The 21400-nt window shown below is 66.4% G+C and carries 18 protein-coding genes and 1 pseudogene; 9 read left to right on the top strand and 10 right to left on the bottom strand.

The window, feature by feature from the left end; genetic code table 11:
• Positions 1 to 7: 7 nt before the first annotated feature.
• Positions 8 to 1771, bottom strand: coding sequence for a cation:proton antiporter (locus Atep_RS10735; protein WP_213378518.1), 1764 nt, complete (start codon positions 1769 to 1771; stop codon positions 8 to 10).
• A gap of 189 nt (positions 1772 to 1960) precedes the next feature.
• Here Atep_RS10735 and Atep_RS10730 point away from each other — a divergent pair, with 189 nt between their 5' ends.
• Complete coding sequence (locus Atep_RS10730; RefSeq protein WP_213378517.1) at positions 1961 to 2140, top strand: PA3496 family putative envelope integrity protein; 180 nt, start codon at positions 1961 to 1963, stop codon at positions 2138 to 2140.
• Positions 2141 to 2215: 75 nt separating this feature from the next.
• Here Atep_RS10730 and Atep_RS10725 read toward each other — a convergent pair whose 3' ends face one another.
• Complete coding sequence (locus Atep_RS10725) at positions 2216 to 5764, bottom strand: mechanosensitive ion channel domain-containing protein (RefSeq protein ID WP_236786141.1); 3549 nt, start codon at positions 5762 to 5764, stop codon at positions 2216 to 2218.
• 42 nt (positions 5765 to 5806) lie between these two features.
• Positions 5807 to 7153: an amino-acid N-acetyltransferase gene (argA, locus tag Atep_RS10720; protein WP_213378516.1), complete on the bottom strand. Its 1347-nt coding sequence runs from the start codon at positions 7151 to 7153 to the stop codon at positions 5807 to 5809.
• Positions 7154 to 7298: 145 nt separating this feature from the next.
• Here argA and gpmI point away from each other — a divergent pair, with 145 nt between their 5' ends.
• The 4 genes from gpmI (at position 7299) to Atep_RS10700 (ending at position 12153) form a co-directional block, all read left to right on the top strand.
• The gene (gene gpmI, locus Atep_RS10715) at positions 7299 to 8834 is read left to right on the top strand and encodes a 2,3-bisphosphoglycerate-independent phosphoglycerate mutase (protein WP_213378515.1); all 1536 of its coding nucleotides are present in this window, start codon (positions 7299 to 7301) and stop codon (positions 8832 to 8834) included.
• 5 nt (positions 8835 to 8839) lie between these two features.
• On the top strand, positions 8840 to 9679 hold the full coding sequence (locus Atep_RS10710; RefSeq protein ID WP_213378514.1) for a thymidylate synthase: 840 nt from the start codon (positions 8840 to 8842) through the stop codon (positions 9677 to 9679).
• Positions 9680 to 9715: 36 nt separating this feature from the next.
• Complete coding sequence (gene sohB / locus Atep_RS10705; protein ID WP_213378513.1) at positions 9716 to 10744, top strand: protease SohB; 1029 nt, start codon at positions 9716 to 9718, stop codon at positions 10742 to 10744.
• A gap of 83 nt (positions 10745 to 10827) precedes the next feature.
• Positions 10828 to 12153 carry a cobyrinic acid a,c-diamide synthase CobB gene (locus tag Atep_RS10700; RefSeq protein ID WP_213378512.1) on the top strand — a complete coding sequence of 442 codons (1326 nt, stop codon included), beginning with the start codon at positions 10828 to 10830 and terminating at the stop codon, positions 12151 to 12153.
• Here Atep_RS10700 and Atep_RS10695 read toward each other — a convergent pair.
• The 5 genes from Atep_RS10695 to Atep_RS10675 all read right to left on the bottom strand — a co-directional run bounded on the left by Atep_RS10695 (position 12145) and on the right by Atep_RS10675 (position 16868).
• The gene (locus Atep_RS10695) at positions 12145 to 14577 is read right to left on the bottom strand and encodes a heavy metal translocating P-type ATPase (RefSeq protein WP_213378511.1); all 2433 of its coding nucleotides are present in this window, start codon (positions 14575 to 14577) and stop codon (positions 12145 to 12147) included. The genes Atep_RS10700 and Atep_RS10695 overlap by 9 nt on opposite strands.
• Before the next feature lie 47 nt (positions 14578 to 14624).
• A complete protein-coding gene (locus Atep_RS10690) occupies positions 14625 to 14975 on the bottom strand; it encodes a GGDEF domain-containing protein (protein WP_213378510.1) in 351 nt (116 codons plus the stop codon).
• 159 nt (positions 14976 to 15134) lie between these two features.
• Entirely contained in the window at positions 15135 to 16364 is a 1230-nt protein-coding gene (cbiE, locus tag Atep_RS10685; RefSeq protein ID WP_473697696.1) for a precorrin-6y C5,15-methyltransferase (decarboxylating) subunit CbiE, read from the bottom strand.
• A gap of 10 nt (positions 16365 to 16374) precedes the next feature.
• A complete protein-coding gene (locus tag Atep_RS10680) occupies positions 16375 to 16626 on the bottom strand; it encodes a hypothetical protein (protein WP_213378509.1) in 252 nt (83 codons plus the stop codon).
• A 14-nt stretch (positions 16627 to 16640) separates the two neighbouring features.
• Complete coding sequence (locus tag Atep_RS10675) at positions 16641 to 16868, bottom strand: hypothetical protein (RefSeq protein ID WP_236786137.1); 228 nt, start codon at positions 16866 to 16868, stop codon at positions 16641 to 16643.
• Between the two features lie 227 nt (positions 16869 to 17095).
• Here Atep_RS10675 and Atep_RS10670 point away from each other — a divergent pair, with 227 nt between their 5' ends.
• The 4 genes and pseudogenes from Atep_RS10670 to Atep_RS10660 all read left to right on the top strand — a co-directional run bounded on the left by Atep_RS10670 (position 17096) and on the right by Atep_RS10660 (position 20032).
• Positions 17096 to 17722 (top strand): precorrin-8X methylmutase, encoded by a 627-nt coding sequence (locus Atep_RS10670; RefSeq protein ID WP_213378508.1) that lies wholly within the window; start codon positions 17096 to 17098, stop codon positions 17720 to 17722.
• Between the two features lie 5 nt (positions 17723 to 17727).
• A pseudogene (locus tag Atep_RS16680) lies at positions 17728 to 18441 on the top strand (precorrin-2 C(20)-methyltransferase); the annotation flags it as partial.
• 39 nt (positions 18442 to 18480) lie between these two features.
• Positions 18481 to 19287, top strand: a complete 807-nt coding sequence (cobJ, locus tag Atep_RS16675; protein WP_336511403.1) for a precorrin-3B C(17)-methyltransferase — start codon at positions 18481 to 18483, stop codon at positions 19285 to 19287.
• 97 nt (positions 19288 to 19384) lie between these two features.
• Positions 19385 to 20032, top strand: coding sequence for a Uma2 family endonuclease (locus tag Atep_RS10660; RefSeq protein ID WP_213378506.1), 648 nt, complete (start codon positions 19385 to 19387; stop codon positions 20030 to 20032).
• A 1-nt stretch (position 20033) separates the two neighbouring features.
• Here the strand turns inward: Atep_RS10660 and Atep_RS10655 are convergent, their stop codons facing one another.
• Together Atep_RS10655 and Atep_RS10650 are read right to left on the bottom strand one after the other, a co-directional pair.
• A complete protein-coding gene (locus Atep_RS10655; protein ID WP_236786135.1) occupies positions 20034 to 20810 on the bottom strand; it encodes a cobalt-precorrin-6A reductase in 777 nt (258 codons plus the stop codon).
• A 24-nt stretch (positions 20811 to 20834) separates the two neighbouring features.
• Positions 20835 to 21383, bottom strand: coding sequence for a cytochrome b (locus Atep_RS10650; RefSeq protein WP_213378505.1), 549 nt, complete (start codon positions 21381 to 21383; stop codon positions 20835 to 20837).
• Positions 21384 to 21400 lie beyond the last annotated feature (17 nt).

Here is a 21400-nt window from a genome sequence, read left to right as displayed (position 1 = left end):
GAATAGGTCAAGGGGGCGAGTCCGTCAAGCCGGAATCCACCCGCGCGTCCGGGCGGCGCGCCCGATCGTCCTCACTGACCAGCCGATAGTCGCTGTCGCGAACGTCCTGGATCAGCAGATCCACGTTATCGGGCGCGGCCCCGACCAGACTCAGGGCCGTGGCCCCGAGCCTTAGACTGGCCTCGATCGCTTCCGGATAGGCGCACGTCGCTCCGGCCGCGATCAGACGCGCGCTCTGCTCCAGATCGCGCGCGCGGGCGATGATCGGGAGATGCGGGTAGTGCGCGCGCAGAAAGGACACCGTGCGCCAGGCCGTGTCGGCCTGATCGATGGTCACGACCACCAGGGCCGCACGCTCGCCATGCGCGGCGGCGAAGAGTCCGACATCCGCGACATCGCCATAGAACACCGGATAGCCATCCCCGCGTCCACGCGCCACCCGCGTCAGATCGGCATCGAACGCCACGAAGGGCACGGCGCTGGTATGCAACAGGGTCGCGACCGTATGCCCGACCCGTCCATAACCGCAGATGATGACATGGTCGCGCAGGTCGGCGATGTTGAGCGGCTGAGACCCGGACTCGGCCTCGTCCGCCCGTGCTCCCGAGCGCGTGAGCCGGTCGGCGATCGCGCCGTTGTGACGGATCAGGAAGGGTGCGATCACCATCGACAGCAGGACCGACATCAGCGCGACCTGTTCGACGCGGCCGGCGATGGTGCCCGATTGCAGCGCGATGGCCAGCAGCGCGAAGCCGAATTCACCGCCGACCGCCAGCAGCAGCGCCGCGCGCCAGGCCGTCCGCGCATCGGTTCCGCTCAACCGGACGATCGGGGCCACCACCAGCGCCTTGAGGACCAGCAGCGCCAGCGCGCCGCCGAGCGCCAGGTGCCAGACATCCGGCAAGGCCGACAGATCGAACAGCATCCCGATCCCGACGAAGAAGAGTCCGAGCAGCACGTCCCGGAAGGGCCGGATGGCCGACTCGATCTGATGCCGAAACTCGGTGTCGCCGAGCATCATCCCGACCAGGAAGCCGCCGAAGGCCATCGACAACCCCAGACTGCCGGTGATCCAGGCCGCCGCGAGCGAGACGAACAGCACCGTGAGCGTGAACAGCTCCGTGGAGCGGCGCGCCACGATCAGATGGAAGAGCGGACGCAGCAACCGCCGCCCGGCGACATAGACCAGCGCCAGCGCCAGCGCCGCCTTGACCATCGCCCAGCCGAGCGAGAGCGCGATGGCTTCGGCCCCGACCGCCGGCCCCAGCACCGGGATGATGACGACAAAGGGCACGGCGGTGACGTCCTGGAACACCGACATCGCCAGCCCCAGGCGTCCATGACGGCTCTGCTCCTCGCGCTGTTCCTCCAGCAGCTTGCTGATGATGGTGGTCGAGGACTGGGCGAAGACCGCGCCGACGACGAAGGCCGCGACCGGCGACAGACCGAGCCGCCAGGCGAGTACCGCGACCAGGGCGGTCGTCAGCACGACCTGCGCCGTCCCCAACCACAGCACCGTGTGACGCAGCGCCTGCAATTGCGGCAGTGAAAAACTCAGTCCGATCGTGAACAGCAGGAAGACGATCCCATATTCGGCCAGCAGCCGCAGTTGATCGCCCTCGATCACCAGGCCGGGCGTATAGGGGCCGAGCAGCACGCCGACCAGCAGATAGCCGAGTACGGGCGGGGCTTGCAGACGCTGGAAGGTCCAGACCAGCGCGATCGCCGCGCCGAGCAGCAGGAGCAGGTGCATCAGGGTTTGATCGGGCATGAAGCGTGGTTCCCAAGTCGGTACATCGATCGACGCCGTTCCAGGGCGTCTCGGTTCACTGATTGACGAAATTCATAGATTCAATCGAAAGGATTGATCAAATCGACTGTCGCGCCCGCGCCAAATCCGCTATATGGCGCCTCTATCATGATCGTCTCGTTATCGTTCAATCCCCGAGGTAAGAAGGAGATGCTGGATCCCGAAGTCGGCTATGGTGATGAGCTCCTGGAGCGCGTCCCGCCTATCCTGTCAAACGAATCGCGCGGCCAGTCGGCCAGTCTGGACGTGCGCCGCCGCATCGAGCACATGCGCGAGATCAAGCGCCTGCGCGAACTGCTCGACGATCCCGATTTCGACGAATTGGGCTGAATCCTGTCGCCGGGCGGCGTCGACACACGCCGCCCGGCCATCCCCGATCATTCCTCAGGCGCGAGCCGGCGTACGTCAGCGTCTCCGACCCGGCGCGCGCGTCTTGGTCAGCCGGAGGCGTTTGCCGGCCGATTCCATGTCTCCATGCAGTCGGATGTCGAGCGGCTCGCTCGTGTAGAGACGCACTTCGCGTTGTGGGAAGGCGATCTGAATCCCCTCGGCCCTGAAGGTGTCGTAGATCGTCTGGTTCAGCTCGGTGATGACCCCGATGCGTCCGTCGAGCGAATCCATGTAACAGCGCAGTACCAACAGCAGGGCATTGTCTCCGAACCCATCGAAACCGACCAGCGGTGCCGGATCGTCCAGGATGCGCTCGTGCTCTTCGGCGATGCGCGCCAGCAGTTCCAGCGCCTTGCGCGGATCACTGCCGTACTCGATCCCGACCGGAATGCTGATTCGGTTCATCTGATCGGTGAGCGTCCAGTTGAGCAGCCGTCCGGTGATGAACTCCTTGTTCGGCACCAGCAGTTCCTGTTTGTCCCAGTTGCGGATGGTGGTGGCGCGGATGCGGATGTTGGTCACGACACCCGTGGTGTCGCCGATGGTCACGATGTCGCCGACACGCACCGGGCGCTCGAACAGGATGATGAGTCCGCTGATGAAGTTCCCGATGATCTCCTGCAAGCCGAAGCCGATACCCACGCCGAGTGCGGCGACCAGCCATTGGATCTGCCCCCACTGGAGGCCGAGGGTGGCGAAGGCCATCAGGAAGGCCAAGGTGGTGATCAGATAGCTCGACAGGGTCTTGATGGTGTAGCGTGCACCGGCCGAGAGCGTATTGCTCTGCAACAGCAGGATTTCGAGCAGCGCGGGCAGGTTGCGCGCGGCGATGGTCGCCACGACGAGGATCAGGATCACCACGCCGATGTCGGCTACGGTGACGGGGATCGGCTGCTCGGCGCCGTCGACGAGGCCGCTGTAATGCCAGAGCGCGAAGCGTTTTAGCACGCTGAAGGCAGGCAGCACCTCCGACCAGGTCGCCCACAATCCGATGACGCCCGCCATGAAGATCGCGGCATTGATCAGACGCCGGGTCTGCTCGTCGAGTGCGGCCAGATCCGGCTCGGCCTCATCGACCTGGAAGACATCGGGCACTGCACTCGACTCGCCGCGCTCGCCGCCCTCGGCCTGGGCACGGCGTGCCGCCTGACGCTCCAGTGCGGCCTGCAGGGCAATGCGCCGGCGCGTGATGCTCAGCCAGCGCACGACGCTCTGATGCACCACGATCAGGCCCAGCACGACCCAGAGTTGATAGACCAGCGACTGGAACAGCACCCCGGCGGTATAGAGATAACCGACCGCCGCCAGCACCGCCAGCGACAGCGGCACACTCACGATCAGCGGGAACCAGAGTCGACGCAGCCGGCAGAACCAGCCGCCCGGATGATCGATCAGGAAGTGCTTGATCGCCCCCTGAGCCGGATGGAGCAGACGGGCGAAGAAGACGGCCGCCCCCAGCATACTGGCGATCAGCATCAGACGCCCGAGACTGTTGATATAGATCGGGTCGTTGTATTGGAAGAGCGCCACGGTGACGAGCGCGACCGGAATCACGTACAGGGTGAACCAGCCGAAGTCACGGCGCAGACGCGACAGGGTATGGTCCTTCCAGCGAAAGTGCCGGTCGGCCACGCCGCCGTTCATGCAGAGGATGCGGAAGAAGCGCAGACAGTAGAGTCCGAAGGCGACCTGGGTAAGACCCGCGCCCAGGGCGCGCGTATAGGCGGTGGCCGCGCCCGAGACCATCAGTTGCTGGCCCAGGAGCCAGAACAGGAAGGCCGCCGGCAACGCAGCAATGAGCGTCAGCCCTATGGCCTCCAGGGTGAAGCGGATGCTGTCGGTGCGTACCCGCCGCACGGGTTCGGCGCGGGCACGGATGGCGCGGCGCAGCGCCGGGTTCTTCCAGAGCAGGGCGAGGTTCACCACCAGACCGAGCCAGAAGAGCGGGGAATGGCGTAGGCGTTCGCCGAGCGCCAGCGCCACCTCCGTCCAGCCCGTCACCGAGACCAGCCAGCCGAGCGCCTCCGGTAGATTCGTCAGGGTCTCCAGATCCATGGCGGCGGCGCTGCGGACCCAGAGCAGATTCTCGGACAGGAAGTCCTCATAGCCCTTGGCCGCCAGCACCACCTGCTCGGCGGCATAGTTCAGTTCTCCGAGCCGGCGGATGTAGTCGTCCTCGCTCTTGATGACCTGGCGCAGCAGGTTGCGTCGCTGTCTGAGCGCCTCCAGCAGCTCGGGACGGACGTCCTTGGCCCGCACGTCCGGTTCGGTGAGCGCCAGCTCTTCGAGATAGCGATCGAGGTCGCGCAGTTGGCGATCCTCCTCGCGATAGCGGATCTGGCGCAATGTGGCATCGGCGATCAGGTTCTCACGCGCGCGGATCTGACCGCGATACTGACGCTGGTCCGGCAGTTGATTGCGCTGGTCGAGCAGCACCTGGCCGAGCGCGCGCGTGAGACCGGCCGCCTCCAGACGCTGCTTGGCGCCGCGATAATCCTCTTCGATGCGTTTGCGCTCGGCCTCGATCCGTGCCAGTTCTTCGCTCAGTCCCGAGAGCCGCTGGGTGCTCTCGCCGAGCGCCCCGGTCAGGACCGCGTTCTGCCGGATCAAATCGCGAATCAGCGGATGCTTGTCCTCGGCCTCGCGCTGGGCGCGTTCGGACGCGAGCTGCTCGGCGCGCGCCTGCTCGGCGCGCCGTTCGCTCAGCGCCTCTTCGAGTGCGCGCTGTCGGGCGCGCAGATCGCGCAACTCGATCGTGGCCAGGTCGTGTCGAACCTTGATCAGGGCCTCATTGGCCGAATGCCCGAGCAACTCCTGTTCCAGCATCCGTGCCTCACTCCACAGGGCCTGACGCTGGGTCTCCAAGGCCCAGCGTCGGGCCTGGGTCAGCTCGGGCGCCTCGCCCGTGGGCGTGACCTGCTGGAGATCCCGGTCCAGGGTATCCAGGGCCTGCTTGATGACGATCAGACGCTCGCGCGCCGTCGCCGGTCGCGTCTGACCGGCGTCGATGAGCTTGCTCAGTTCGCTGACGCGGATCTCGTGCGCGGCGGCATCCGCGAGCACCTGATTGAGTTGCTGACTGATCTGATCCGTCGTGAGGCCGTTGGGGAGTGCGGGCGGCTTGGATGCGCCGGCGGCCGAGCGACGCTCCAGCGACTTCTGGAGTTCCTGGGTCTGCTTGGGCGCGGTCTTGAGCGCTTCGGTCAGCTCAGAGAGGCGTGCGTCGAACTTCTCGATGTCGCCGAGACTGGCGAGCGCGCGCCGGTAGAGTTCGCTCAGGCTGGATTTGAGCGTCTCGTCGAGTCCGCTGCTCGATTCGAGCGCGGCGAGCTGTTCCTCGATGCGGGCCTTGGTGGGCAGGGACGTCGACTCGGTGCCTGTCGGGAGCGCGGTCTGAGTGCGGGTCTCCTGTGCCTGGGTATCGGTTGATAGTCCGATCGCCAGGACGACCGGCAGCAGCATGAGGGCGGCGAACCCGAGACGTGGCAGCATCCGATAGAGCGCATCCGGGAAGCGAAAATCGTTGCGTGTCATGGCTTGAGCGGACTGAGCGGAAGCGATCATGCGAAAACCAAGGTTCCTTTGTGTCTCGAACGGCGTCCAGGTTCAAAGCGGCTTGATGAAGACCTTGGAGTTGCGCTGGAAGTTGTAGAGGGCGCGCTTCTCCATCGGCAGGGCGTCGAGTCCGGCGGGCTGGAAGCCGCGTTCCTGGAACCAGTGCGCGGTCTGGGTGGTGAGCACGAACAGCCGGCGGATGCCCTGGGCGCGTGCCAGTCGCTCGATATGCTCCAGCAGCCGCTCGCCGCGCCGCCCGCCGCGATAGTCCTGGTGGACGGCCAGACAGGCGAGTTCAGCCATGTCGTCGTCCGGATAGGGGTAGAGGGCGGCGCAGGCGGTGACGAGCCCGTCGCGCTCGGTGATGTGGAAGCGCTCGATCTCGGTTTCGAGGCGTTCGCGTGAACGGCGCACCAGCACGCCGCGCTCTTCCATCGGGCGCAGGAGTTCCAGGATGCCGGTCACGTCGTCGATGCGCGCCGGGCGCAGATCCTCGTAGGGTTCGGCTGAGATGAGCGTCCCTCTGCCGTCGTGGGTGAAGAGTTCGCGCAACAGCGCGCCAGGGTCGCCGCGCTCGACCAGATGTACGCGGCGGATACCGTGGCGGCAGGCCTCGGCGCCGGCACGCAGACAGGTCGCGAGTTCGTCGGGGAGCGTCTCGGCCGCCAGCAGGGCATCGACGTCGCGCGCGAGCAGGTTCGGCGCCAGTGGCGGTCGTTGGCTGGTCTCGGCGCATTCGGTCAGGAAGATCAGCTTGTCGGCGCCCAGGGCGACGGCGGCACTGCGCGCCACATCCGCCGCGCTCAGATTGAAGACCTCGCCGGTGGGCGAGTAGCCGAGCGGCGGCATCAGGGCGACCATGCCCTGATCGAGCAGCAGGCGCAGGGTGCGATGATCGACGCGGCGCACCGCGCCGGTATGGGCATAGTCGACCCCGTCGATGACCCCGAGCGGACGGGCGGTGATGAAGTTGCCCGAGACCACCGGGATGCGTACCCCGGCCATGGGTGAGTTGGCCAGCCCCAGCGACAGCAGGGCCTCGATCTCGACCCGCACCATGCCGGCCGCTTCCTTGACGCAGGCGAGTGCGCGGTCGTCGGTGACGCGCAGACCGTTGACATAGCGCAGTTCGGCTCCCTGATCGCGAAGACGCTGCTCGATCTGGGGCCGCGCGCCATGCACCAGCACCAGCCGGATACCGAGTCCGTGCAGCAGGGCGATGTCGTGCACCAGCTCGGGGAAGCGCGCGTCGGCCACCGCCTCGCCGCCGAAGGCGATGACGAAGATCCGGCTGCGATGGGCGTGGATATAGGGCGTGGCCTCGCGCACCCAGTCGACGAAGGGGTCGCGTGCGGGCTGGGTGTCGTCTGGGCGGGGGCGATGGGGCCGTGTGGTCATGGAGGCAGGAATTTAAAGTCGGGCGATGAGGTCGGAGGCCGTTTAGAATAGCCGATTTTGCGAGTGGGCCGACAGCCGGATCATGACGGTCGACGAACACGCTCGCTCCCGGCCCGGAAGGGTCGAGTTTCTCGCGGAGTCACTGATGAAGAACGTCCCACGCCGTCCCGTCGTCCTGATCATCCTCGACGGCTTCGGTCTGAATCCGTCCAAGGCCAACAATGCCGTGGCGATCGCGCGCACGCCCAATCTGGATCGCTATTTCTCGACCCATCCGCACACGGCCATCCAGGCATCCGGGCTGTCGGTCGGACTGCCGGACGGTCAGATGGGCAATTCCGAGGTCGGGCACATGACGCTCGGTTCCGGCTGTGTGGTGCGTCAGGATCTGGTGCTGATCGATCAGGCCATCTCCGACCGCAGTTTCTACGAGAACCGCGCCCTGGTCGCGGCGGCGCAGGCGGCGGCGGCTCAGAACCGTCCGCTGCATCTGATGGGGCTGGTCTCGGACGGCGGCGTGCACAGCCATGTCCATCATCTCAACGCCCTGATCAAGCTGTGCAAATATCAGGGCGCGCGCCCCATGGTGCATATGTTCACCGATGGACGCGACACCCCGCCGCGCTCGGCGCTGAATTATCTCAAGAGCGTCGAGAATGCGCTCGAAGTGGCCGGCGGCCGGATCGCCAGCGTTTCGGGCCGGTATTACGCCATGGATCGCGACAACCGCTGGGAGCGCACCGAGCTGGCCTGGCGTGCGCTGGTCGATGGGGAAGGGCGTCGGGCAGAGAGTGCGCGCGCGGCCATCGAAGCCGCCTATGCCGAAGGCGAGGACGACGAGTTCATCCGTCCGACCCTGATCGAGGGCGGCGAGACCATCCGGAGCGGCGATCAGGTCATCCACTTCAATTTCCGCAAGGATCGGCCGCGCCAACTGGTCTCGGCGCTGTTCAAGCCGGATTTCGAGCACTTCGACCGGCGTGGCGTCACTGGGGTCAAAGTGACCTGCATGATGGAGTACGACCAGTGGTACGGTCTGCCGATCGCCTTCGATCACGACATGCCTAAGATCACGCTCGGTCAGGTGCTGAGCAACGACGGTCTGCCGCAGTTCCATTGCGCCGAGACCGAGAAATACGCCCATGTCACCTTCTTCTTCAATGGCGGGCGTGACGAACCCTATCCGGGCGAGGAGCGGGTGCTCATCCCCTCGCCCAAGGTCGCGACCTATGACCTCAAGCCCGAGATGAGCGCGCCCGAGGTGGCCGATGCCGTGATCGCGGCCATCGGGCAGCAGGTCTATCCCTTCATCGTCGTCAACTTCGCCAATGGCGACATGGTCGGGCACACGGCGGTGCGCGAGGCGGTGATCGCGGCGGTCGAGGTACTGGATCGCGAGGCCGGGCGGGTGATGGACGCGGCGGTCGCGGGCGGCTATTCGGTGATCCTCACCGCCGACCACGGCAACTGCGACGAGCTGGTCGATCCGGTCACGGGCGATCCGCACACCCAGCACAGTCTCTATCCGGTGCCCTGTCTGATCGTCGACGAGGTGCCCTGGCGGCTGGCCATCGGCGGCGGGATCAAGGACATCGCGCCGACGGTGCTCAATCTGATGGGCATTCCGATTCCCGAGGTCATGGACGGGCGCTCGCTGCTGCTCGGCCCGGCGACGGTCTGACCGCGATGCAGGTCTATCTGGATCTTCTGCGCGACGTCATCGCCAACGGCCGGGATCAGGCCGACCGTACAGGTGTGGGGACGCGCGCGGTCTTCGGGCGGCAGGTGCGGTTCGATCTGGCCGAGGGCTTTCCGCTGCTGACCACCAAGCGCGTGCATTTCAAGAGCGTGGTGGGCGAGCTGCTGTGGTTCCTGTCCGGCTCGACCGATAACGGCTGGCTGCGTGCACACGGCATCCGCATCTGGGACGAGTGGGCGACGGAGCATGACGCGCTCGGCCCGATCTATGGGGCGCAGTGGCGTGCCTGGCCGGCGCCGGACGGACGCGCAATCGATCAGCTCGCCGAACTGGTCGCGACCATCCGCACCCGACCGCACTCGCGCCGGCTGGTGGTCTCGGCCTGGAATCCGGCCGATCTGCCCGACGAGACGCTCAGCCCCCAGGACAATGTGCGCGCCGGACGCATGGCGCTCGCGCCCTGTCACTGTCTGTTCCAGTTCCATGTCGCCGATGGGCGGCTGTCCTGCCAGCTCTATCAGCGCAGTGCCGATCTCTTTCTCGGTGTGCCGTTCAACATCGCCAGCTATGCGCTGCTCACGCACCTGATCGCCCAGCAGTGCGATCTGGAGCCGGGTGAGTTCATCCATACCTTCGGCGATCTGCATCTGTATCGCAATCATCTGACCCCGGAGATCGTCCACGCCCAGCTCGGACGCGAGCCGCGTACGCTGCCGCGTCTGGTGCTCAAGCGCCGACCGGCGACGCTGTTCGACTATGGCTTCGAGGACATCGAGATCCAGGGGTACGATCCGCATCCGGCGATTCGCGCACCGATCGCGGTGTGAGTCGCGGCCCATTTCACCTTGGAAGGTTCTTTGCCCATGCTGGAATTGTTTCTGGAGTCATCGATCGACTATCTCTTCTTCCTGGCCAAGACCCTGACCCTGCTGGCCGGGATCGCGGTGCTGATCGTGCTGGCGTTGCGCGTGCGCGCCGGCGGCGGCCTGCAGCGCGAGCAACTGGAGATCACGGATCTCAAGGCGCGTTATCGCTCGCTCAGTTACGCGCTCAAAGAAATCTCGCTGCCGGAGAAAGAGTACAAGGCGTTTCTCAAGCAGGAGCGCAAGCGCGAGAAGGAACGCGAGAAGACCGGCGATCAGGAGCAGCGGCGGTTGTTCATCATCGAGTTCAATGGAGACATTCGCGCCAGCGAGGTCAGCGCGCTGCGGGTGCTGGTGACGACCCTGCTCCAGGAGGCGCGCGAAGGCGATCAGGTGCTGGTGCGGCTCGACAATGCCGGCGGCATGGTCAGCGAACATGGACTGGCGGCCTCGCAACTGGCGCGACTGCGTGCCAAGGGGATTCCGCTCACGATCGCCGTCGACAAGGTGGCGGCCAGCGGCGGTTATCTCATGGCCTGTGTCGCGGATCGCATCATCGCCGCGCCCTTTTCCGTCATCGGCTCGATCGGGGTGCTGGCCGAACTGCCCAACTTCCATCGCCTGCTCGAACGCTATGGTGTGGACTTCGAGCTGCATACGGCCGGGGAGTACAAGCGCACCCTGACGCTCTTCGGCGAGAATACGGACGAGGGGCGCCAGAAGCTGCGCGAGCAGTTGGAAGAGACGCATCGGCTGTTCAAGGCGTTCGTCTCCGAGTACCGGCCCAGTCTGGATCTGGAGCGGGTGGCGACCGGCGAGTATTGGCACGGCCGGCGCGCGGTCGAGCTGGGATTGGTCGATGCCATCCAAACCAGTGACGACTTCATCCTGGAGGCGGGGGCCGAGATGGAGTTGCTGAAGCTCAAGTACCGGGCGCACAAGAAGCCGATCGAGCGGTTGGTGGCCAGTGTGCGTGGGGTGCTGGATCGGGTGCAGGCGGGCAAAGCGGATTTCGGGGGCTCGGTGTGAGTGCCGGTGCCGGACTCGATCCGCCTGATCGTTGTCTGGCGATGGTGCGTGCGGCGCAAGGTATGAGGTAACAGTTGTAATCCATGTCGGACTCCGTCATCCGCCACTGTCCTGCGCTCTTCCTCACCGCCTGCTCGTCCGGTCAGGGCAAGACCACTGTGGTCGCGGCGCTCGCCCGTCATCATCGCCGGCTCGGGCGGAGGGTGCGGGTGTTCAAGACCGGGCCGGATTTTCTCGATCCCATGATCCTGGCACGCGCCGGCGGTGCCGAGGTCGGGCCGCTGGATCTGTGGATGGTCGGCGAGGCGCTGTGTCGGCACAAGCTCTACGAGGCGGCGGGCGAGGCGGATCTGATCCTGGTCGAGGGGGCGATGGGGCTGTTCGACGGCTCGCCCTCGGGTGCGGATCTGGCCGAGACCTTCGGGCTGCCGGTCGCGGCCCTGATCGATGCGCGCGGCATGGGTCAGACCTTCGGCGCGCTGGCGCTGGGGCTGGCGAGCTATCGGCCGTCGCTGCGTTTCGCCGGGATCGCGGCCAATCAGGTCGGCAGTGCCCGACATGCCGAGATGATCGCGGCTGGGGTGCCGGAGTCGGTGCGTTATCTGGGTGCCATCCCGCGTCTGACCGAGGCCGCGTTGCCGAGTCGGCATCTGGGGTTGGTCCAGGCGGCAGAGATCGCGGATCTGGACCGCCGGCTCGATGCGGCGGCCGATCGGCTCGCCGGGCTGGTGCTCGCCGAGCTACCGGAACCCGTGGCCTTCGCGCCGCCGTCCTTGTCCGAGTGTGCATCCGAATCCGAGTCCGAACCGCTGCAACCCTGGCTCGCCGGACGCCGGATCGCGGTCGCGCGTGATGCGGCCTTCTCCTTCCTCTATGCCGACAATCTGCGTCTGCTCGAAGCGCTGGGGGCGGAACTCAGCTTCTTCTCGCCGCTCGCCGACCCGGACGTCGGCGCCGATGCCATCTATCTGCCCGGCGGCTATCCCGAGCTGCATCTCCAGGCGCTCGCCGCCAATACGAGTATGAAGCGCGCCCTGCGCGCCCATGTCGACGCCGGTCGTCCGCTCTATGCCGAGTGCGGCGGGATGCTCTATCTGCTGGAGCATCTGACCGACAAGACGGGGCAGGGCGCGGATCTGGCCGGGCTGTTGCCGGGACGCGGCCGGATGCAGGCGCGTCTGGCCGGACTCGGGATGCAGTCGCTCGACACGCCGCTCGGTCGGCTGCGCGGTCACAGCTTCCATCATTCGACCATGGAGACGCCGGTCGCGCCGGTCGCCTTCAGCCGACGCCGGCGCGACGGGCAGGCGGGCGAACCCGTCTATCGTCTGGGATCGCTCCAGGCCAGCTATCTGCACCTCTATTTTCCGTCCGCGCCTCGGGCGGCGGCGGCGCTGTTCTCAGCCTGACAGGGCCGTGCGCAACCGCAGACTGTTGGTGACGACGAACAGGCTCGACAGACTCATGGCACCGGCGGCGAGCATGGGATCGAGCAGCCGGCCGGTGAAGGGCCAGAACACCCCGGCGGCGAGCGGAATGAGCGCGACGTTGTAGCCATAGGCCCAGACGAAGTTGAGCCGGATGGTGCGCAGGGTGCGTCGTGCCAGTGCCACGGCATCGGCCACGCCGCGCGGGTCGCCGCGCATCAGAACCACGCTGCCGGATTCGATGGCGATATCGGTCCCGGTGCCGATGGCGATGCCGACATCGGCCTGGGCGAGTGCCGGAGCGTCGTTGATGCCGTCGCCGACGAAGGCCACGCGCCGCCCTTCGGCTTGCAGACGCACGATCTCAGCGGACTTGTCGGCGGGCATGACCTCGGCCAGCACGCGCCCGATGCCGAGTTCGCGCGCGACCGACTCGGCGGTGGGGCGTCCGTCGCCGGTCAGCAGGGCGACGTCCAGACCCTGTTCGGCCAGTCGCCCGATGGCCTCACGGCTGCCGGATTTGATGGGGTCGGAGACGCCCAGCACCGCGACCAGCTCGCCATCGACGGCGACATGGATGAGTGTGGCCGTTGAGTCGGCCGGACCCTCACCCTTCGATGTCGGCTCCAGATCCACCCCGATCTCCTCCATCCAGCGCCGCGCGCCCACGACGACCATCCGGCCGGCGACCCGCGCGCGGATGCCGAGTCCGGGTCGCGCCTCGACCTCATCCGCTTCGCTCAGGGTCAGACCACGCGCCCGCGCTGCGGCGACGATGGCTGCACCGAGCGGATGCTCGCTGTGTCGCTCGACGGAGGCCGCCAGTGCCAGTGCCGCGTTCTCATCCGGACCGAAGGCCGTCAGCTCGGTCAGCATGGGTCGCCCCTCGGTCAGGGTGCCGGTCTTGTCGAACACCACAGTATCGACCCGTGCCAGGGTCTCCAGCGCCGCGCCCTGCCGAAACAGCAGCCCCAGACCGGCCCCGCGCCCGCTGGCGACCAGGATCGCGGTCGGGGTCGCCAGCCCCATAGCACAGGGACAGGCGATCAGGAGCACGCTGACGGCGGCGACGAAGGCATGATTGAGCGCCGGCTCCGGTCCCAGCCACAGCCAGACGCCGAAGGTCAGGAGCGCGATCCCCATGACGATCGGCACGAACACCGCTGCGATGCGATCGGCCAGCCGCTGGATCGGCGGCTTGCCGGACTGCGCTTCCTGCACGAGCCGGACGATACGCGCCGGCACCGAGTCGGCGCCGACGTGCGTGGCGCGATAGCGGAAGGTGCCGGTCTGGTTGAGCGTGCCGCCGATGACCGCATCCCCCGGTTCCTTGCGCACCGGCGTCGGCTCACCGCTGATCATGGACTCATCGACATGGCTCGCACCCTCGATCAGGGTACCGTCGACCGGAATGCGCTCGCCCGGACGCACCAGCAGCACATCGCCCGGCACCACGGCTTCGGCCGGGATCTCGGTCTCGCCCTCGGCGTCGAGCACGCGCGCGGTCGGCGGCTGGAGATGGAGCAGACGCCGGATCGCCTGCGAGGTGCGGCCCTTGGCGATCGCCTCCAGATACCGGCCGAACAGGATCAGGGAGACGATGACGGCGGCGGCCTCGAAATAGAGATGCGCGCTCCCGGCCGGGAAGAGTTGCGGCAGCGTCAGGGCCAGCAGCGAATACCCATAGGCCGCGCCACTGCCGAGCATCACCAGACTGTCCATGCCCGGACTGAACTGCGTGAGTTCCTTCACGCCCCGGCTGAAGAAACGCCGACCCGACCAGAACACGACCGGCGTGGCCAGCAGCCATTCCAGCCAATGCCAGAAGACCATGGGCGCCAGCCGTTCCATGAGTCCGTGCAGTCCGGGCAGGAGCATCGGTCCCATGCTGACGAGCAGCAGCGACAGACTCAGGGCGGCGGCGAACAACAGATCGCGCTTGAGCCGGCCGAGTTCGCGTGCCTGCCGGGTCTCGTCGCTCTCCTGCGGCTGGTCGGGCAGACGCGCCTCATAGCCCGCCGCGCGGATGCTCTGGGCGAGGCGCTCGCGGCTCACCGTAGCCGGCAGATAGACGACCTTGGCCGACTCGGTGCTCAGATTGACATCGGCCTCCAGCACGCCCGACAACGCCCGTAGCCGACGCTCGACACCCGCCACGCACGAGGCGCATTTCAGCCCGCCGATGCCGAGCGTGATCGACTCGGTCACGGGCGCATAGCCGGCCGCGCGCATCGCTTCCAGCAGCTCAGGCACCGAGGTCTGCTCGAAACGCACCAGGGCCAGCCCCGAGGCCAGATTGACCTCGGCTGATTCGACGCCAGGATGATTGACGATGACACGCTCGACCCGCGCCACACAGGACGCGCAGTTCAGGCCGTTCACTCCGATACGCAGTTCTTGGGTCAAACCATGGACTCCCAGCAGTGATGTCGTTCGTTCCCGCGCAGGGACGTTCAGTCGGCGGAATGGACGCGATTGCGCCCGGCCTCCTTGGCCGCGTAGAGCGCTGAGTCGGCACGCGCGATCAGCGCGCTCATGGATTCACCGGGACGCGCGAGCGTCATCCCGAAACTCGCCGTCGCCCGGTCGACGATCGGGAAATCATGCCCGGCAATGCTCAGACGCAGTTTCTCGGCCGCTTGTTCGATGCCGTCGCGATCGATCCGGGGACAGACGATCATGAACTCCTGCGCGTGCTGCAGCAATTGGGTGAAACGCGCGACCTCGCCGAGCTGACTGTCGATGCTCCCGGCCTCGATGGTGGTGATCGTCAGCAGGTTGTTCTCGACCTCCTGGAGCAGCATGTCCTGGTTGCGCGAGGAGATGTAGAGTATTGATGCCGAAATAGAGCGTCAGGAGCACCAGTTCGATGGCCAGCATCGGGATCAGGGCGCTCTTGAGATAGTGGCGATAGATCAGTCCCTGCAGGCTCGATGAGGCGCGTTTCATCATGGCGACCGCGTTCAGCGCGGCTTGACGGCGGTCAGGAGCGTGACCGGCATGGCGGTGCGCCAGCCGTCGAAGCGCCCGAGCGGTGAAGCATGCGCGACCGAGATCCGCGTCAGTTCGCCGCCGATGCGCGCACGCAGATCGACGAGGAAGGCTTCGCTCTGGATCGTGACCGCGTTGGCCACCAGCCGTCCGCCGGGTTTGAGCGCCGACCAGCAACGCTCGGCCACACCCGCGACCGTGAGTCCGCCGCCGATGAAGATAGCGTCGGGCGCTTCCAAGCCTTCCAGTGCCTCGGGCGCGCGTCCGGTGACCAGCCTCAGATCGGGCACGCCGAGCGCGTCGCGATTGCGTTCGATGAGCGTGCGGCGTCCGGCGTCCGACTCGATGGCGATGGCGCGGCAACGTTCGTCGGCGCGCATCCATTCGATCCCGATCGAGCCGCAGCCGGCGCCGACGTCCCACAGCAGTTCGCCCGGCCTGGGGGCCAGACGCGCCAGGGTCACGGCGCGCACATCGCGCTTGGTCAGTTGGCCGTCGTGTTCATAGGCCGCATCCGGGAGTCCGACACGGCGCGACAGGGGTAGGACGTCCGGATCGGCCCGGCACTCGACCGCGATCAGATTGAGCGCGGCACAGTCCTCGACGCCGGCGTCCCACTCAGCCGCGGTACTTTCCAACCGGCGCTCGAACGCGCCGCCAAGCCGTTCCAGCACTGTCATCCGGCTCGGGCCATAGCCACGCGCCTTCAGTTGTGCGGCCAGTTGGCCCGGTGTCGAGCCATCGGCGGAAAGCACCAGCAGCCGCGCGCCGGGTGCCAGATGCAGATTGACGCGCGCCGGCGGGCGTCCATGCGCCGGGATCACGGTGACGTCCTGCAAGGCCCAGCCCAGCCGCACCGCCGCCAGCGAGATCGACGAGGGTGCGGGCAGGATGCGCAGTTCCTCGGGCGGCAGGCGTTGCGCCAGCGTCGCACCGATCCCGAAGAACATCGGATCGCCGCTCGCGAGCACGCACACCGGCTGACCGCGCCGGGCCAGAAGTTGCTCATAGGCCGGCTCGAACGGACTCGGCCAGGGATAGCGCTCCTGACCGGGACGCTCCGGGACAAGCGCCAGATGCCGTGCGCCGCCGAAGAGCAGACGTGCCTCTTCGATCGCCTGACGCGCCGTTTCGCTCAGCCCGGCGAGTCCATCCTCGCCAATGCCGACGATGGTGAGCCAAGGGCATATCGTGCTGGTCATGCCGCTCATTTCACGGGCGATGAAGTTCGGCATGATGGCGCTCCATCCCTTGTGCCTGATGAGGCAGCACTTCGCTCAACCGTTGCGCGACATCATCGGCCAGCGCGACGGGTTCGAAGCAGGTTTCAGGATAGAGGTAATCGTCGCCCGATTCATCGAGGATGCGGATCATGCCGTGTCCGGCGTGTGCCTCGACCACTTCGTAGAGGTGTCCGACCTGGATGTCGTCCCCTGAGAGATCGCCCAGGTTGTCCTTGCGCATACAAACCACGAAATTTATAGCCATCGTTTCACCTTCAGTTTGACCTTGCCGATGCCATGGGCCTCGTACCAGTGAATTTCCGCCGGCGCCGGGAGATCGACATCGGTTCGCACCAAGGCGACACCTTTCTTCTTTTTCCAATTTCCGGGACCATAGCGTTGACGCAAGCGGTTCAACTCTTGAATGCCGTGTCCTTCCGCGATCGTCTCGATGTCAGTGATGGGCGGAATGATCTCGATCATCAGCAGGTTCCATGCAAGCGTCTGTTTCACCTGAGTAGGTCGCCGGTCTCAGAGCGCCGTATCGAGCGCGACGCTCAAACAGATCACGCCGGAGCCGTGATTTGCGATTATAATCCGCCCCTTTTCAGATCGAACGCCCATCCCCGCCGACCTTCGCCCCGATCCGGGCCGCGCGTCCTCGCTACCGAGCACCCACGCCCGTTCCGCCTGACTGTGAGACCCCCGACATGATCGAATACAACCGCGATGCCCATGACATCTATCGTCAGTCGTTCGCCATCATCCGCGCCGAGGCGGATCTGAGTCGCATTCCAGCCGATCTGGAAGCGCTGGCGGTGCGCGTGATCCATTCCTGCGGCATGCCCGAGATCGCGGCCGACCTGGAGTTCTCGCCGGGCGCGGGCACGGCTGGACGCACGGCGCTGGAGTCGGGCGCGACCATCCTCTGCGACAGCCGCATGGTGTCCGAGGGTATCACGCGCGCCCGGATGCCCGCCGACAATCCCATCGTCTGCACCCTGCACGACCCGAGCGTCCCGGCGCTGACGCGCGAACTGGGCAACACCCGCACGGCGGCGGCGCTCGAACTCTGGCGTCCGCATCTGGCCGGCGCGATCGTGGTGGTCGGCAATGCACCCACGGCCCTGTTCCGGCTGCTCGAGATGCTCGACGAGGGCGCGCCCAAGCCGGCGCTCATCCTCGGTTTCCCGGTCGGCTTCGTCGGCGCGGTCGAGTCCAAGGCCGCGCTCGCGGCCGACAGTCGCGGCGTGCCCTTCGTCACGGTACGCGGTCGGCGCGGCGGCAGTGCGATGGCGGCGGCGGCGGTCAACGCGCTCGGTCGCGAGCACGCCTGATCGACATGGGCAAGGGACGTCTCTATGGCCTGGGCGTGGGTCCAGGCGATCCTGAACTCATCACGCTCAAGTCACTGCGCTATCTGCGCGCCGCGCCCGTGGTCGCCTACTATGCCGCGCGCGACAAGCCCGGCAATGCGTTGACCACGGTGCTGCCGCATCTGCTTCCTGAGCAGATCCGGGTGCCGCTGATCTATCCGGTCACGGGCCGGAAGCCCGAGCCGCCCTACGACTACGAGGGTGCGATGCGCGACTTCTACGATGCCTCGGCGGAGCGGCTGGCCGAGCATCTGGAGGCCGGGCGCGACGTGGCCGTGGTCAGCGAGGGCGATCCGCTGTTCTACGGTTCCTTCATGTATCTGCACGACCGGCTGGCCGAGCGCTATCAGACCGAGGTGGTGCCGGGCGTATGCTCGGTGCTGGCGAGCGCGGCCGTGCTGGGCACGCCGCTGGTCTATCGCGATCAGCGTTTCCAGGTGATCGCCGCGACCCTGCCCGAGGAGACGCTGATCGAATTGCTCGCCGGCGTCGAGGCGGCGGCGATCATGAAGCTCGGCAGCAATTTCGACAAGGTCCGGCGGGTGCTGGCGCGGCTCGGGTTGCTGGAGCGGGCGCGCTATGTCGAGCGCGCGACCATGGAGGGCGAGCAGGTACGCGCGATCGCCGAGATCGATCCCGAGAGCGTGCCCTATTTCTCGATGATCCTGATTCCGGGCGAACGCTGGCCGGGATCGAGCGCCGGCGAATCCGTACCCGTGTTGCCGTCGACCCAGCCGCTACCATCCGAACCTCCGGCATCCAGGCCGGGCCGACTGGCCGTGATCGGTCTGGGACCGGGATCGGCCGAACTCATGGCCCCGGCTGTGCGCGAAGAATTGAACCATGCTCAGGACATCGTGGGTTACACCACCTATGTCGATCTGGCCGGACCCTTCCGCCCGGATCAGCGGTTGCTTGATTCCGACAATCGTCAGGAACTGGAACGCGCGCGACTGGCCTTCGAACTGGCGGCTCAGGGTCGGCATGTCGTGGTGATCTCGTCCGGCGATCCGGGCGTCTTCGCCATGGCGGCGGCGGTGTTCGAGGCGCTCGAACAGTCCGAGGATCCGGCCTGGCACGCGGTGGAACTGGCGATCCTGCCCGGCATCTCGGCGGCGCAGGCAGCGGCGGCCCGCGCCGGTGCACCGCTCGGACACGATTTCTGCGTCATCTCGCTGTCCGACAACCTCAAGCCTTGGTCGATCATCGAGCACCGGTTGCGACAGGCGGCGCAGGCCGACCTGGTCATAGCGCTCTACAACCCACGCTCCAAGGCGCGTCCCGATCAGTTCGTCCAGGCGCTGGCCGTCCTGCGCGAGATCCGCGCCCCCGAGACGCCGGTCGTGCTCGGTCGCGACATCGGGCGTCCCGACGAATCCCTGACCGTGACAACCCTCACCGAGATCCGGCCCGAGCAGGTCGACATGCGTACCGTCGTCATCGTCGGCTCGTCGCTGACCCGGCGTCTGGCGCGTCCGGATGGCGACGAGTGGGTTTATACCCCGCGCTGGTATGGCCGCGACTGAAGGACGCCGATACGGATCGTCCGTCTCGTTTGGCTTGGATTGACGGCAAGGGTATGGCTACACTCAGGGGACGAACACAACGCCACGAGGTCGCACGATGACACTCCGTATGGATCAGATGATCCTGCCTCCAGGCCAGTCCGTCCTCTTCCATTCCATGGACTGGCCATCCTTCGAGGCCGTGCTCGACCAGCTCGGGGAACGCCCCGGCCTTCGCCTTGCCTATGACGACGGAGTGCTGGAACTGATGACGCCGCTACTGGAGCATGAAGACGACAAACAGATGATCGGCGCCTTCATCGAGGCGCTGCTCGAAACGCTCGGGATCGAATTTCGCAACATCGGATCGACGACGCTGCGCAGCACGTCCGCCGCCAAGGGCGTCGAGCCGGATCTGTGCTTCTACACCGCTCACGAATCCCACATACGCGGTAAGCGGACCATCGACTTGACCGTCGATCCGCCCCCGGATCTGGCGCTGGAGATCGACATCACGAACCGACGTGATCATCGCCCGATCTACGCCGCGCTGGGGGTGCCTGAGCTATGGCGGTTCGACGGCGCCCGACTGTCCATGTATCGCCTACAAGAGACCGGCTACATTGCCACCGAATGTAGCGCTCAGTTTCCGAACTTGCCGCTGACCGAGGCCATCCCGCGTTTTCTGGAACTCAGTCGCCGGGAAGGACGCAATGCCGCGTTGCGGGCATTTCGACAATGGGCGCTGGAATCCGGCCAACGGTAGATTATCCGGCATTCAAATCGTCGATCCAGCTCAAAGCTTCATCGACGGTTGCGGCTCGCGTCACCTCAGCGGGTCGCGCCGGACGCTGGAGCATGACGACGCGAATCCCACGCTCACGCGCGGCGATCAGCTTGGCCGATGTGGCCTCGCCGCCGCTGTTCTTGCAGACGATGGTATCGATGGCCCAGGTGTCGAGCAGGGCGCGCTCGTCGTCGAGCGCGAAGGGGCCGCGTGAGTAGAGCCATTCGGCGGCAGGGAAGTTCGGTTTGGGCTCGGGCGGCGTGACGAGCCGGATCAGGAACCAAATATTCTCGACGCCGCTGAAATGGGCCAACTCCTGACGTCCGACCGCCAGCAGGACGCGCCGTGCCCCGATTTGACTTAGAGCTTCGGCGGCATCCGCCCAGGTCTCGACCGGCACCCAGACGTCGCCCGGCTCGGGCTGCCAGGCCGGGCGCTCCAGTCTCAGCAGTGGTACGCCCGCTAGACGGCAAGCCTCGGCCGCATTCCAGCCCATGCGCGCCGCGAACGGATGGGTGACATCGATCACGGCCCGAATCGCGCACTCGCCCAGATAACGCGCCAGCCCTTCGATCCCGCCGAAGCCGCCGATGCGCGTCTCGCCCGCCGGCAGCCGTGGATTGGCCGTGCGCCCGGCGAGCGAGTTGATGACGTGCCAACCGTCGTGCTCAGCCAGACGATCGGCCAGATCATAGGCTTCGGTGGTTCCGCCGAGGATCAGCAGGTTGGCCGGCATCGGTTGCAACAGGTCGGACATGGCGGCGTGTCGGCTCGACTCGGCTCAGGGCAGACTCATCCGCGTCATGACGCCGTCCTTGAGACGCCAGTGCTTGATCCCGGCGGCCATGTGCAGCAGCACCACCAGACCGAGCGCCAATCCGCCGAGTCCGTGATAGAAGAACAGGGTCTTGCCCAGGGCCTCGTTCTCGGGCAGCAGTCCCGGTAGCGTAAAGCCGAAGAACTGGACCGGATAGCCCGAGGCTGACGTCGCCAATGCCCCACCGATCGGCAGGCCGATCGAGAGCAGATAGAGCACCAGCACCGTGGCACCCCCGACCAGACGCTCGACGAGACCGAGCGGCGGATCATAGGGCGGGGCCGGGTCGCGACGGCGCAGCCAGATCCGCAGAACGGTCAGCAGCAGCACCAGGATCCCGATGCTCTTGTGGTACATGAAGAGATTGGCCGTGACCTGCGGGCCGACCCGATCCGCCAGACCCTCGTATCCGAGCGCCCAGAAGGTCAGTCCACCGAGGAGCATGCCGAACACCAGCGCGGCGATCAGCCAGTGCAGCATGCGTTGCGTGAATGTGTAGCGATTGGCGGTCAAGATCGTCTCCTTGCAAT

This window comes from Allochromatium tepidum, assembly GCF_018409545.1.
In the GTDB taxonomy this organism is placed as follows: domain Bacteria; phylum Pseudomonadota; class Gammaproteobacteria; order Chromatiales; family Chromatiaceae; genus Thermochromatium; species Thermochromatium tepidum_A.
Note: the sequence above shows the minus strand (reverse complement) of the source record. Positions and strands in the feature narration are given on the sequence as shown.